This is a genomic window from Nostoc sp. ChiQUE02 (assembly GCF_034531305.2).
Classification (GTDB): domain Bacteria; phylum Cyanobacteriota; class Cyanobacteriia; order Cyanobacteriales; family Nostocaceae; genus Nostoc.
Genome location: NZ_JAVRBN020000034.1, coordinates 1 through 14,869, shown reverse-complemented (window position 1 = coordinate 14,869; position 14,869 = coordinate 1). Strand labels below are relative to the sequence as shown.

Genomic DNA, 14,869 nt, shown 5'->3' with positions numbered 1-14,869 from the left:
AATAATCCGCAATTAATCTAAGTCTATTCTTAATAGACCACTCGATATCGATAGTTTTTCTATGTAAGTTAATAATTTTTAGCTAAGGGGCAACTTCAAATAATGGAAAATACGTTAGTTGATAAAACCTTCCGTGACAGCGATGGCAAAATTGTTTTAGCTCAGATGCCTAACCTACCACTTATTGTTTGGATAGGAGCTAGTATACTTGCTCTAATTTTTACAAGTGGCAAAATCAATATAGTGTTAGATGTAATAGCTAATGGCTCTTTGTTTACTTGGGCGTGGCTGGAATTATTTCAAGGTGTTAATTATTTTCGGAGAGCGCTAGGTCTTGCCGTATTGATTGGTATTATCGCACTAAAAATTCAGTAGTTATAACGGGTTAAGTAATTAAATAAAAATAAATATTTATATAGCAATCCTATTTCAGTACTCCGGACAAAATTAGGCAGCAATAACGCCGTAAGACCTAGGTTTTGGTAGTTAGGATGGGATTTAATTACAGTCGGCGAGAGTTTTAACGTTGAAATAAAGGTGTCGAGCAAATGGTCATCGAGTGATTTTCAGACGTTGCTGCTTTGATTACTTGCGCGTTGAAAAGAGCGAAATCAAACTGTTTTTTAAACTTTAATTTACCACCTCAGTAACTCATTTTTGACTGTAGTGTTTCATTTCCTGTGAACGGTTACCACAAAACCGCAAACCCAAAAACTACTGGCGAACACTTAAGTCTATCAACTCAAACGGTTGCAGTGAGGTTTGGGGGATTTTAGCCACAATAAGAAACTTTAGCATTGAACTGGAGCTTGTTTTAGCGGGGTTCCGTTCCAAGAGAAAGTAGGTTCACCTTCGCAATAGCTCCATCTTGCTTCCCAGGGCATGGGAAAATTAGGAACCTGAAAGCGGATTGAAAATTGTCCCCAGGTGTTGCTCAACTTGCCTTCCCCATCTTCTCGTGAAGTGTCACATTTGACATTGGATTTACCAATCCAATAGCCGTGATAAATTCCACGATTGCTCGTTATTCCAGCTAGCCCTTCAATGAAGATAGTTCCTCCTGGATAAGTCCATCTGTGATTGGCTCAAAGGGGTGTAGGTCATGTTGTCACAAACCTTCTTTTGAGGGAATGTTGTGCAATTTTTATCAATAAGTGCAAACTTATATTTCCAAATGTTGAGCTTTATTTAGTCTTATAAAAACTTTGGACTGGCTGGGAATGCTAAATAGAACACCTCATTGTCCTTTGATTTGACAGTGGTGGATAACGTTCATTAGCCTCACGCCCAGTTCATCCTAATACTTAGGCTTAGAAAAATGATACCTGTCCTTCCCGGTTACAACTTTATAGAAGCTTTGTATGAAGGTGTCAATACCGTTATTTATCGCGCTTCCAAGCAGTCAGATCAAACTCTTGCGATCGTTAAAGCCCTGAAAGCCGAGTATCCCAGCCTCGAAGAACTAACCCGACTCAGACATGAATATAAAATATCAAAAGTCTTAGTAGATATAGAAGGAATTGTCAAGTCCCTAGCTTTAGAAAATCATCATAACGGTCTAGCCCTAATTTTGACAGACTTTGGTGCAGAATCTCTGAAAAAGTATATTAGCGATCGCCAATTGTCATTAACCGAATTTCTCACAATAGCTATTCAGTTAGCATCCACTCTCACTCAACTGCATCAAGCCAAAATTATTCATAAAGATATTAAACCTGACAATATCGTTATTAACGCAGAAACTGGACAAGTTAAAATTATCGACTTCAGTATTGCATCGCGGTTAGAAAAAGAAAATCAAAGTATCAGCAATCCCAATTTATTAGAAGGCACTCTCGCCTATATGTCACCGGAGCAAACCGGACGAATGAATCGGTCAATTGATTACCGTACCGACTTCTATTCTTTAGGCGTTACTTTTTATGAAATGCTGACAGGTTCGCTGCCTTTTAATGCCGCTGACTCTCTGGAATTTGTTCATTGTCATATTGCCAAAACACCAATAGCGCCTCAAGAGTTAAATCCCAAAATTCCTTCAGCAGTTTCTGACATTGTAATGAAATTGTTAGCTAAAACTGCTGAAGATAGATATCAAAGCTCTCTCGGACTAAAAGCCGATTTAGAAACCTGTCTGACTCAGTTGCAGACAGATGGCGAGATTTCCCACTTTATTGTCGGTCAACTAGATTCATACAGCCAATTTTCCATCCCGCAAAAACTCTACGGACGGGAAAGAGAAGTTGCTACTTTGTTAGAAGCATTCGATCGCGTCAGTTCTGGTAGTACAGAAATGATGCTAGTTTCCGGTTACTCAGGTATCGGTAAATCGTGCTTAGTTTACGAAGTTCACAAACCGATTGTGCGCCAGCGCGGTTATTTTATCTCCGGTAAATTTGACCAGTTCAAGCGGAATATTCCTTTTGCCTCTCTAATTCAAGCATTCCAAGACTTGATGCGGCAATTGCTAACAGAAACCGATGACCAAATAGCCGTTTGGAAATCAAAATTAATAGATGCCCTCGGCTCCAACGCTCAAGTGATTATAGACGTTATTCCCGAATTAGAACGGATTATTGGCCCGCAGCTAGCAGTTCCTCAATTAGGATCGTCAGAATCACAAAATCGATTTAATCGGGTGTTTCAACAATTCATTCATGTATTTAGTCAACCCGAACACCCGCTAGTTTTGTTTCTGGATGACTTGCAGTGGGCGGATTCAGCTTCCCTCAAGCTTATCGAGTTAATTATGACCGACCCAGATAGCCAATATCTATTGCTAATTGGTGCGTATCGAGATAACGAAGTAAGTGCCACTCATCCCTTAATTCAGACCTTGGAGGAGATTCAACAGACTGGTGCGATCGTAAATAACATTATCCTCCAGCTTTTGGATATCGCTCACGTCAACCAGTTAGTAGCCGATACTCTTCGTAGTGAATTTTTAAAGGTAAAGCCGCTAGCTGAGTTAGTTTTTACAAAAACCCAAGGCAACCCCTTTTTCTTAACTCAGTTACTCAAATCTCTTCATCAGGATAACTTATTATACTTTGATTTTGAGCGCGGCTTTTGGCAATGGAATATTGAGTTTATTCAGGGAGTTAATATAACTGATAATGTCGTTGAATTGATGGTCAGCCAAATTCAAAAGCTATCTGAGAAAACACAGAACGTGTTAAAGTTTGCCGCCTGTATTGGAGACAAGTTTACTTTAGATATATTGGCGATTATTAATAAAACATCTCAGTCAGAAACAGCAGCAGATTTGTGGGAAGCTCTGCAATCAGGTTTGGTTCTACCCCTCAACAATTCCTACAAAACACCGCTCGTTTTCGACTCAGAAGAAATGGAGACTGAGAACAGGCGATCGCCCATTACTCATCACCCATCACCCATTACCTATAAGTTCTTACACGACCGGGTACAGCAAGCGTCTTATTCTCTCATTCCAGATGACCAGAAAAAACAGACTCATCTAAAAATTGGTGAATTGCTACTAATACATACCTCAGAAACGGATATTGAAGAAAACATTTTTGAAATTGTCAACCAACTGAATGTTGGTGCTGAATTCATTACCCAACAGCCTCAAAAAGATAGACTAGCTCAACTCAATCTTATAGCTGGACAGAAAGCAAAAGCAGCAACAGCGTATGAATCATCTGTTAAATATTTAAATGTAGGTTTGGAACTTCTTGCAGCAGATAGTTGGCAGTGTCAGTATGACATGACACTCAATCTCTATGTAGAAACAGCGGCAGTAGAATTCCTCAACACTAATTTCGAGCGAGCAGAAATGCTTTCTGATGTAGTTTTATCACAGGCAAAAACCCTGCTCGATCGAGTCCAGGTGTATGAGACAAAAATGCAGTTTTATATTGCTAAAAACCAAATGCAAGCTGCGTTAAATACCGGACTACAAGTGCTAAAAATGCTAGGGTTGCCTTTATCGGAAACCCCTCCGACGAGACTGACTAGATTGAATTTAGGAGGAAAACGAATTGAGGATTTAACAGAATTGCCAGAAATGACTGATGTTTATAAATTAGCCGCACTAAGAGTCTTGATAAATCTGATTCCTCCGGTTTATATTGCAGCTCCCGAACTTTATCCCCAGGTTGTTTTTAAAATGACTAACCTCTGTCTCAAATATGGGAACTCTCCTCTGTCAGCTTATACGTATGTACTTTATGGAATGTTCCTATGTGGCGCTTTTGAAGACATGGATTCTGGTTATCAATTCGGTCAGCTAGGCTTAAAGCTGTTAAATCAATTTAATGCTAAGGAAATGACGGCGAAAATCTATGAAACATTTAATTATTTTATTAGGCATTGGAAAGAACCAGCTATTAATACTATAGAACCGTTAATTGAGGGTGTACAAAGAGGGCTGGAAACAGGAGATTTAGAATATGCTTCTTATTCGGCTTGTTTTTATTGTACGCATTTGTTTTTTATCGGTGAAAATCTAGAAATCGCTCTCCAGAAACAGGCGCATTATATTGCTTTGATGCAAAGAACCAAACAAGAATTTCAAATTATTTATGCTAAGATAGTCCGACAGACAGGCTTGAATTTAATTAAAAAAACTGCGGAACCATATAGATTAATTGGTGAAAGTTTTGATGAAAATAAAATGTTGCCAATTCTGATAAATAGCAATAATTATATGGCTATTTATCCTATCTATGTTTCTAAACTGATTCTGGGTTATTTATTTAAAAATTACGATCGCGCTGCTGAAGATGCCTTGCTGGCAGAAAAATACGAACAAGGTGGACGAGGGTTGATGTACAGAGCCGAACATAAGTTCTACTCCTCTCTGACTCTCTTAGCTTTGTATCCCAGTGCATCACAAAGCGATGCCTACGGCGGCAAGCTACGCCAACAATATTTCAGTCAAGTGATAGCGCAGCAGAAAAAAATGAAGCAATGGGCGTTGCATTCTCCTGCTAACTATCAGCATAAGTACGATCTCGTGGAAGCAGAAAAGGCGCGAGTATTGCAACAAGATGCCAAAGCGATCGCGTTTTATGACCGAGCCATAACTGGAGCCAGAGAACATGGATATATTCAAGAAGAAGCCCTAGCCTCGGAACTAGCAGCAGAGTTCTATTTTGCTTGTGGCAGAGAGAAAGTTGCTAATACCTATCTCAACGATGCTTACTATGGATATGCTTGTTGGGGAGCGAAGGCAAAAGTCAAAGACTTGGAAAAAAGATATCCTCAACTATTTCGCATATCAAAGCGAGAAAGCGTCAGTACGAACGTGACTCAGATAATTAACTCTACGGGTGAAAATGCTTCAGACTCGCTGGATTTAGCCACAGTTATGAAAGCATCTCAAGCTCTTTCTGGAGAAATAGTTTTGAGCAGTTTGCTAACTAAATTAATGACAATTGTGCTAGAAAATGCTGGCGCTCAAACAGGCTACCTAATTTTAGAAAAGTCAGGAGACTTGCTAATAGAAGCATCAGGAGCAGTAGACAAAACCGATGTAACTGTGCTACAAGAAATTCCAGTATCAACCAGTCAGCAGCTACCAATTTCACTGATTAACTATGTAGCCCGAACTAAAGAAAATGTTGTCCTCAGCAATGCAACTAGTGAAGGAACATTTACCACAGATACATACATCGTCACCCATCAACCTAAATCGGTTTTATGTACACCGCTCATCCATCAAGGAAAACTTAGTGGCATTCTTTATTTAGAAAATAATCTCACCATTGGTGCATTTACATCAGATCGCTTAGAAGTATTACAACTGTTATCTTCTCAAGCGGCGATTTCCATTGAAAATGCTCGTCTTTATAAAGACTTAAAATTAGCCAACACTAACTTAGAAGCTAAAGTACAAGAGCGAACTTTAGAATTACAGGAAAAAAATGTGCATCTGCAAAAAGCAGAAGAAATCGCCCAATCAGCCAACCGCGCTAAAAGTGATTTTCTTGCCAATATGAGCCATGAACTGAGAACACCACTTAATGGCATTTTGGGTTATGCCCAAATCCTCAAACGTGAAAAAAGTTTAACTAACTCACAAAAAGATGGTGTGAATATTATTCATCAGTGTGGCGACCACCTCTTGAACCTGATCAATGACATTTTAGACCTCTCTAAAATTGAAGCGAGAAAAATGGAACTCCACCTAACGGATTTTCATTTTCCAGAATTTCTCGAAGGCATTGCCGAAATCTGCCGTATCCGCGCCGAACAAAAAGGTATTTGCTTAATTTTTGAACAGATTACTCAACTTCCTATAGGTGTCAAGGCTGATGAAAAACGGTTGCGGCAAGCTTTGATTAACTTACTAGGTAATGCCGTTAAGTTTACTGAAACTGGAGGTGTGGCTTTCAAAGTCGGCTATCAGGAAGGTAGAATTCGGTTCCAGGTGGAAGATACAGGAATTGGCATGGCACCAGAGCAATTAGAAGAGATATTTTTGCCATTCCAGCAGGTAGGAGATCGCGATCGCAAAGCAGAAGGAACGGGATTGGGACTGGCAATTACCCGCCAATTAGTTCAGATGATGGGTGGCGAAATCCAGGTGAAGAGTACTTTAGGAAAAGGAAGCGTTTTCTTCTTTGATTTAGATTTACTTGAAGTTTCTCAATATGCTGATGTTGTCAAAAAAGAGCAACGAAATATCCAAAGTTTTAAAGGCTATAAGCGAAAAGTTATCGTGGCAGATGACAGAGCAGAAAATCGTGCAATCTTGGTCAAGATGCTATCGCCTTTAGGATTTGAAATTGTGGAAGCAGCAGATGGTCATGATTGTCTCAATAAGGCATTTGAATGGAATCCAGATTGTATCTTAATGGATTTGTTGATGCCTCAAATGAATGGCTTTGAAACTACCCGTCGCATTCGGCGATCGCCTGAACTAAAGAATGCGATCGTGATTGGCACTTCTGCCAGCGTTTTTGATTTCGATCTCAACAAAAGTAAGGAGGCGGGTTGCAATGATTTTCTACCTAAACCCATCCGCATAACAGAGCTTTTAGAAAAGTTGCAGTATCACTTAAAACTGGAATGGATTTATGAAGATGGTGAAACTCAAGTATCTAAAGGTAATCAAGCAGAAAATTCTCAGCAATCATTGGTAGCTCCCTCCGCAGAGGAAATAGCCACTTTATTGAATTTAGCAATGAAAGGCGATCTCAAAGGTATTGTAGAGCGAGTTAATCAATTGGAAGAGTTGGATGTGAAATATGCGCCTTTTTCTTTAGAGTTGCGTCAATTAGCTAAAGGTTTTCAAGTTAAAAAAATCCGTGAAATTTTAAAAAATATAGGAGTAAATTAATGAGTCTTTCCAACATCGAAAATGGCATTATCTTAATCGTTGATGACAACCCGACAAATTTAGGAGTGTTATTCGATTTTTTGGCTGATTCTGGCTTCCAAGTTTTAGTAGCGCAGGATGGCGAGGATGCAATTGAGCAAGTAGAATATGCTCTTCCCGATCTGATTTTGTTAGATATACTCATGCCTGGTATGGATGGGTTTGAAACTTGCCAGCATTTGAAAGCTAAAGAATTAACTAAAGACATTCCCGTAATCTTTATGACGGCGCTTTCTGAGACAGTGGATAAGGTCAGAGGTTTGAATCTTGGGGCGGTAGATTATATCACTAAGCCGCTTCAGCATGAAGAGGTTTTAGCCCGTGTCAAAATCCATTTAAGCATCCGAAATCTGACTAAGAGACTGCAAGAGCAAAATGTGCATCTAGAGCAGGAGATTCAAGAGCGAACTAAGGCAGAGAACGCCCTTTTAAAACTGACATCTGAGTTAGAAGAACGCGTGGAAGAAAGGACGGCTGCACTTGGACAATCTAATCAGCTGCTGCAACAGGAAATCCAAGAACGTATTTTGACAGAGCAAGCATTGCAGGAATCCGAAGCACGCTATCGAGAACAAGCCAATCGACTAGAACTTGCCTTTCGCCAACTTCAAGAAACTCAAAGCCAACTGGTTCATAGTGAAAAAATGTCCAGTCTGGGACAATTGGTGGCGGGTGTCGCCCATGAAATTAACAATCCCGTCAACTTCATCTATGGGAATCTGACTCACGCCTATGAATATACCCAAGGCTTGCTCGACCTCTTGAACCTCTATGCTAAGTACACTCCCTCACCGCTACCTGAAATTCAACAACTGGCTGAGGCGATAGATTTAGAATTTCTGAGTGAAGACCTGCCAAAATTGCTGAGTTCAATGAAGGTTGGGGCTGACCGCATCCGCGAAATTATTCAGTCGTTACGGATTTTTTCACGCGTGGATGAAGCTCAAATGAAGCCGGCGGATATTCACGCTGGGCTAGATAGCACGCTGCTGATTTTGCACAATCGCTTTAAAGCCAGCTCTAACGAGCTAGGTATTCAACTCGTAAAAGACTATGGCGACCTACCCCTTGTGGAGTGTTATGCAGGACAACTTAACCAAGTGTTTATGAATCTATTGGCGAATGCAATTGATGCTTTGGAGGAGTATGACAAACAGCGATCGCCCCAGGAAATTTACTTTTGCCGCAGCACGATTCGGATTCGCACCGAAGTAACTGACAATGATTTTGTGACTATTTGGATTGGTGATACTGGCCCCGGTATGACAGAGGAAGTGCGCGATCGCTTATTCGACCCCTTCTTTACAACAAAACCTGTAGGTAGAGGCACAGGTTTAGGCTTGTCGATTAGCCAGGAAATTATTGTCTCCAAACATGGTGGTCAGATAACGTGCCTTTCAGCACCTGGTCAGGGAACAGAGTTTATGATTAAAATTCCGATGCGATCGCACCCTTTAGAATCAGTAAACCAAAAAGTTTTTCCCCAAGAGCGATGCCTGCCTGCGGCGGGCTACGCCTACGGTAAATTGTGTCTCTAGTGCAATACCTTAGCCAAAAAAAAAGAGGATGAAGAGAGGGCTAACTCTGTTAGCGATCGCATCCACAAAGATATCTCGAAAATTTTAAGTCACCTAAATTGCCTGGGCGATCGCAGCCCGTATTGCAGAGGTAGCTGCGATCGCCCTTGTTCGGATTTGTGCCATGCCGCGATCGACGAACAATTCGATGCCGATCATATAACTGCTGTCATCTGATCCGAGAAACAACACAGCTTTCGCAATCTCGTCTGGGCTGCTCATTCTGCCCAAGGCGACAAATGTTCTTCATGCCAATGACTTAAGTGATGTCGAGGAGTTGAGCAACGATGACTCTTCAGTTTCTCACTACCCCTTGCCGAAAATATTATTTACTTACCTAAGAAACCTGCGGAATGTAGGGTTATTGTTCCAATTAGGTAAAATCCCTATTAGGGATTGAAACTTCTACATCATATTATCTCTTGCAAAAATTGGGGAAAGGGTGGGCTGCTTGCCCACCCTAAACCATTATTTAATTGATGCTATTTTACTGGTGCTTCAGTAGCAGTTTTGCCAACCAGCATTGCAGTATTTTCATCGCTTTCGAGGATACCAAATTCAATCAACAACTCTTCTAATTCTTCCATCTCAATGGGGGTGGGGACGGCGAGTTTGTCGTTGTCGATGATCTTTTTAGCCAGTATCCGATATTCGTTACTTTGATTGCTATCAGGTGCGTACTCGTTAACAGTCATCCGGCGCAATTCTGCGTGTTGAACAATGTTGTCACGAGGTACGTAGTGAATCATTTGAGTGTTCAAACGTTTTGCCAGGGTTTCGATTAAGTCGATTTCCCGGTCAACGTTACGGCTGTTACAAATCAAACCACCCAAGCGCACGCCGCCAGTGTGAGCATATTTGAGAACACCACGAGCGATGTTGTTAGCTGCATACATCGCCATCATTTCACCAGAGGTAACGATGTAGATTTCTTGTGCCTTACCTTCACGGATAGGCATAGCGAAACCACCGCATACAACGTCACCCAAAACGTCGTAACTTACAAAATCAACATCTTTGTAAGCACCGTTTTCTTCTAAGAAGTTGATAGCGGTGATAATACCACGACCAGCGCAACCCACACCAGGCTCAGGACCGCCAGACTCCACACAACGTACATCCCGGAAACCAGTCAGCATTACTTCTTCGAGTTCAATATCTTCTACAGCGCCTCGTTCAGCAGCCAATTGAAGAACGCTTGTTTGAGCTTTACTGTGTAGCATCAAACGTGTAGAGTCAGCTTTAGGATCGCAACCAACAATTAAAATGCGTTGACCCATTTCAGCCATTGCTGCAAGGGTGTTTTGAGAGGTGGTAGATTTACCAATACCGCCTTTACCATAGAAAGCTATTTGTCTAATTTTTTCGTCAGTCATGGTTGTGTTTCCTACAATGATTTAGTTGATGAGTCGGAAGCTGGATGTGAAATATTCACCCTTGGTGTCGTAGGGAAGTAGAGCCTGTTGGCATATATGCATAGCAGTGAGGGAGTCGCAGTTTTCTCCCAAGGGGAGACGCCTGCCGTAGGATGCCCGTTCGCGTAGCGTCTCCTTTAAGAGAAGGGCTGTAGGGCGAACGAGCGTCTTGCTAACTCCCGAACCCGGAGGGCTTGTCGCTAGGCATCGCACCCTGGCAAAAACAGTGAAAATCAGAAGATATTTACCCACGAAGCGATGGCTTAAGGAACAGAGATTTCTCTATTTCCTAATTACAAAGCCTTTAAAACTTTGACTTCAGCATTGTCAGTTGTTGTAGCAGAATCCAAATGGTTGCTCAAGCCTCAAGAGTGGTTACAGCAGGAATTCAAATGAACGCAGATTTGTTCCCTGAACCACACAACCAACCAAATTGCAATCCACTCTTAAATGGTCGCTACAACTTTTATGATTTTGCTAATGTCAAGTTGCCAAGAACTTCTATAGCGCTTCTCGTTTCGTGATTGATGCAGCAGAATAAATTCTAATCCAAAAGTGGTAGCTACAGGTGCAGTACAATGCCTGCACAGGTAATCCCTAACACTCTGGCTTAGATAATATCTTGGTGACTATCGACAGTATGGTTAAATTCCTAAAAACTGTGGAACGACACCATTCTGCTTGGAGTTTTCGTTCCAAATATCAGCAACTGCTTCAACTTAGTTCGCGGTTGAAAATGTTTGCTCTCGCAAGACTAAGTTAGTAAAAATTCTGTATTTCTATGGATTTGTCAGGCTGTACTAAGAGTCTTTCTTCCCAGACTCCAAGAGTAATCGCCTTTGGTGGGTAATGCTCTAGCTAGGTTAACCAACTCTTATTGGCTCATACCCAGATAAATTTTGATTGACTTCAAGTTGTTACAAAGGCTACTATCCTACTCAATCTAGTTTTAGATTTTCGTTACAAAAAGATGTAGCTAATTGAAGTGGACTTACCAGAGCAAAAAAACTTTCTTGAGCTTGCCTCAAACTTGTCTTGAAGTCTTTTTGTGCTTTTGCTTTTTTGATTCCTATAAAAACCATAACATACATCTCACTAATTTATTTGCCGAATCTCAAATTATTTATCTATTTGTCAGAGCATTATCCTTAGGATCTTTAATAGTCATAAGTTATGCGCTCACAGGTTGTCAGTTCATGAAATTATTTATCATAGCCAATTTGTGCAGTTAGATACTTTTGGGTGTTTGATAAAAGTATTTAAAACTCATGTTTACAACAAAAACAGAATTTCTTATTTTGCAGTCAGAAAAGTAGATTAAATAACTCGCAAAATTTCACCTTATAATATAAATTTGGTTTAACTACCTATATTTCAAAACTCCCCTTCCCCCAATACGGTTCAGTTAGCCATAAAAACCTCAACCCAACCTACGATTATCCTTGACCCAAGCGTATTGCCCCGACTCCTACATTTTTAATGATAAATATTTTGCCAGATAGATATAATATCTGTGCATTTAGTGCTTGTGATGATTTCCTCGTTCCCAGGCTGTTGCCTGAGAACGAGAGAACAATAGGAAACAGCGCAATTAGCGCTTGTGATGATTTCGCATGGCTTTATGAATCTTCTTCCATCGTTCTTTCTCGGCTAGTTGCGCCCTCTGGTCTTGTTTGCGGGTAAGGTAGTCGAGTTCTTTTTGCAACTTTTGGTAGCTGAGAAACCTAGAATAATCAAGTTCTCCTTTAACCAAAGCCTGCTGCACTGCACAACCGGGTTCGTTATTATGCTGACAATTGCGGAAATGGCATTCTTGCGCCAAGGTTTCGATATCTGCAAAAGTTTCTTGCAAACCTTCATCACCTGCCCAAATTTGGATTTCCCGCATTCCTGGGGTATCAATAATTAATCCGCCAGTAGGGAGCAAAATCAATTCACGATGAGTTGTCGTGTGTCTACCTCGGTCATCACCTTGCCGTACTGGTTGCACAGTTTGCACAGATGTACCTTGCAGTTGGTTAGTGATGGTGGATTTACCAACACCAGAAGACCCCAACAAAGCAACTGTCTTTCCTGGTTGCAGGTAAGGTTTTAAGGTATCCAATCCTTGATGATTGGTAGCACTTAAAACTGCAATTGGTACGCCCAAAGCAACTGCTTCCAGTTGTGCTAAATACTCTTCTAAAGAGTTGCACAAATCTGCTTTGTTCAACACAATTACTGGATTTGCACCACTTTCCCAAGCCAGAATGAGATAACGCTCAACTCTTCTAGGGTTAAAATCGCCATCTAGCCCTGAGACTAAGAAGACTGTATCAATATTAGCTGCAACAATTTGTTCTTCTGTTTTACTACCCACTGTCTTGCGAGAAAATTTGCTTTTCCTGGGTAAAATCTCGTTGATAGTGGCTCGTCCTTCAGATTCTCTGACACTAATGACAACCCAATCTCCCACTGCTGGAAAGTCTTGTGGTTGAGAAGCCCGATGCCTCAATTTACCTGAAACTTCTGCTGAAAGTTCTCCCTGTTCACTATACAGGGTGTAAGTATTTCTGTATTCAATAGCAACCCTACCAAGGCTAAATCCTTGTAAGCGATAGGGTTGAAAGCTGTGAGCAAAAAAGTCACTCCAGCCTAAATAATCCAAATTCATTGATGTTTCCTCGATGTGTGCTACTTGTTTTGCACAAGGTTCCACAGAGGATGACACTTCTATACAGGGGAACTCCCCGCACAAGAATGTCTGTGAATTCTAGTTTTCATTCCTGTAGGAAAAAGGACTGAACAGAATCTCTGCGCCTTGTGTCTGTTGAGTTGGGATGGTCAAAGTAACCCGGACTACTAGCAAGTCAGTCATAGTTCGTCTTCCTTGTGTACTACAGTAAATAATCTTCATTACTACATTAGCCTATTCCAGAAAATTCGTTTAAATTATCCAATCTTGTGGAGTGGCCATCCTGCCCAGCTTTAGTTACAGCAGTTTACTTTTTAAGTGAGGTACAAAATGCCGGACTCATGCATCAAATATAAAGAGTTTCGGTGTTGCAAAGAAAGCAGGATGATTTAGCAACTTCCAAAATTCCCCCCCTGCTCCCTCTGCCTCCCCTGCTTGCCCCAATTCATCTCACTGTTCTGCAACGCCAGAGTTTCTACCTCCAGCAATAACTGCCTGCTTCAAATCGCTCTTGGTCGCACATATCGCCTATCAAATCCTTGCTTAATCCAACTTAGACATTCATATTCAGATGTGAATAATTTTGGAGCTGCAATATTATTCAATAACTCTGGTGGATAATGGTCATAAAAATATTTGTCTCCTTCTTGAAAGATGATAATCAAATTGTTCTGATAAATGTAGCGAGACTTAAAACTATCCCCCCGATGAACAAACTCGGAATTTTGATCAATATGTTCTTTAGCAATATCAACGATATTACTAACGCCACTTCCATAGATTCCTGCTGGGTTTTCTGCTTTATGAAATTGGCTTCTGTGACCAATTTCAGACAGCAATCTATATGAATAAATATCGTAATTATCCACCTTGCCAAAAACAAATGGAATGATGAGATATCCTTTATATGAGACTGATCTTTCATAAAGAAGACGACTCATATCAACCTCCTTTGGTGTAACTGACTTAAAAAATTTGCTGAAATCACATACACACTAAAAGCTAATACATTCCTTTAGTTATATTCAGGTATAACATACAGCAGATTGTAAATAACTAAGGTACAAAATGCAGGATTTAAAATCAGATATAAAGAGTTTTTAACTCCTGCCTCAAAACTTGTAGCTTTGTACTTGATGTAAAAGAAAACTGCTGTATACCTTCATCACAAATTAGCAAAGATGACTATCACCCCGATTTTTATAGAATGAGTAAGTATCAAGCTTTAACAGAAAAGTAGTACAACACCAATTATCTACTAAATATGCTCACCATAAACTGAGTTGGTTGGGGGGATGCTCAAGGTTGTTCCAAGGTAGGGGTGGAACTGCTGTACCACTCTGTTCCAATAGCTGTTGGAAGTGACGCGCTGTGCTGGGCGATCGCGCTTCTATTGGACAATGGACAAAGAAATAAATTCGCACTCCCATCTGCAACCATTGCTGAATCTGCCTCACCCACTCTTCCATAAACGGCTGATTGACTGATAAATTCGGATGAGAAATAAATCGAATCAGAGTAAAAGGTGCTGTCACACTCAATTGCAATGGTAATTTGGGTTTACGCCGTTCCGATTGCAACTGGGGGTCATCATCTCCACTGTAAATGGGGCGCGAGTCTAACAGTACCCGTCCTACGCCTAGCTTTTCTAAAAGCGCCGTCAAATTACTAGCATGGGGTTCTCTGAACCAGTCAGGATGCCGAACTTCCAGCGCTAGAGGTGCGTCTGTACGCGGCCAAGCTGACAAAAAGTTGGTCAAATCGTCAAGTAATGCGGGTGCATAACTAGGGCGTGTCACCAATTAGGTAAACTGGAATGATAACTGCTGAAGAAAAATAGGCAACAGGGAAACGATGACAG

At 40.8% G+C, this 14,869-nt stretch carries 7 protein-coding genes and 1 pseudogene; 3 read left to right on the top strand and 5 right to left on the bottom strand.

Annotated features, from left to right (window positions below; translation table 11 throughout):
• Positions 1-102: 102 nt before the first annotated feature.
• The 3 genes from RM347_RS26575 to RM347_RS26565 all read left to right on the top strand — a co-directional run bounded on the left by RM347_RS26575 (position 103) and on the right by RM347_RS26565 (position 8,880).
• On the top strand, positions 103-375 hold the full coding sequence (locus RM347_RS26575; RefSeq protein ID WP_322717104.1) for a hypothetical protein: 273 nt from the start codon (positions 103-105) through the stop codon (positions 373-375).
• Positions 376-1,318: 943 nt separating this feature from the next.
• Positions 1,319-7,303, top strand: a complete 5,985-nt coding sequence (locus tag RM347_RS26570; RefSeq protein WP_322717105.1) for a hybrid sensor histidine kinase/response regulator — start codon at positions 1,319-1,321, stop codon at positions 7,301-7,303.
• Positions 7,303-8,880: a hybrid sensor histidine kinase/response regulator gene (locus tag RM347_RS26565; protein ID WP_322717106.1), complete on the top strand. Its 1,578-nt coding sequence runs from the start codon at positions 7,303-7,305 to the stop codon at positions 8,878-8,880. The genes RM347_RS26570 and RM347_RS26565 overlap by 1 nt, the downstream gene beginning before the upstream one ends.
• Positions 8,881-8,973: 93 nt before the next feature.
• Here RM347_RS26565 and RM347_RS26560 read toward each other — a convergent pair whose 3' ends face one another.
• From RM347_RS26560 to RM347_RS26540, 5 genes and pseudogenes are all read right to left on the bottom strand, one after another.
• A complete protein-coding gene (locus RM347_RS26560) occupies positions 8,974-9,141 on the bottom strand; it encodes an SDR family oxidoreductase (protein WP_322717107.1) in 168 nt (55 codons plus the stop codon).
• A gap of 260 nt (positions 9,142-9,401) precedes the next feature.
• Positions 9,402-10,295, bottom strand: coding sequence for a nitrogenase iron protein (gene nifH, locus RM347_RS26555; protein ID WP_012407784.1), 894 nt, complete (start codon positions 10,293-10,295; stop codon positions 9,402-9,404).
• Positions 10,296-11,925: 1,630 nt separating this feature from the next.
• A complete protein-coding gene (gene rsgA / locus RM347_RS26550) occupies positions 11,926-12,987 on the bottom strand; it encodes a ribosome small subunit-dependent GTPase A (protein ID WP_322717108.1) in 1,062 nt (353 codons plus the stop codon).
• 521 nt (positions 12,988-13,508) lie between these two features.
• Positions 13,509-13,949 (bottom strand): hypothetical protein, encoded by a 441-nt coding sequence (locus RM347_RS26545; protein ID WP_322717109.1) that lies wholly within the window; start codon positions 13,947-13,949, stop codon positions 13,509-13,511.
• Between the two features lie 327 nt (positions 13,950-14,276).
• Positions 14,277-14,798, bottom strand: a pseudogene (locus RM347_RS26540) (DUF72 domain-containing protein); the annotation flags it as partial.
• Between the last annotated feature and the right edge of the window lie 71 nt (positions 14,799-14,869).

Bases quoted from the DNA above. Each gene is read 5' to 3' on its own strand.
- RM347_RS26575 (WP_322717104.1), top strand. From the start codon at position 103: ATGGAAAATACGTTAGTTGATAAAACCTTCCGTGACAGCGATGGCAAA.
- RM347_RS26570 (WP_322717105.1), top strand. From the start codon at position 1,319: ATGATACCTGTCCTTCCCGGTTACAACTTTATAGAAGCTTTGTATGAA.
- RM347_RS26565 (WP_322717106.1), top strand. From the start codon at position 7,303: ATGAGTCTTTCCAACATCGAAAATGGCATTATCTTAATCGTTGATGAC.
- RM347_RS26560 (WP_322717107.1), bottom strand. From the start codon at position 9,141: ATGAGCAGCCCAGACGAGATTGCGAAAGCTGTGTTGTTTCTCGGATCA.
- nifH (WP_012407784.1), bottom strand. From the start codon at position 10,295: ATGACTGACGAAAAAATTAGACAAATAGCTTTCTATGGTAAAGGCGGT.
- rsgA (WP_322717108.1), bottom strand. From the start codon at position 12,987: ATGAATTTGGATTATTTAGGCTGGAGTGACTTTTTTGCTCACAGCTTT.
- RM347_RS26545 (WP_322717109.1), bottom strand. From the start codon at position 13,949: ATGAGTCGTCTTCTTTATGAAAGATCAGTCTCATATAAAGGATATCTC.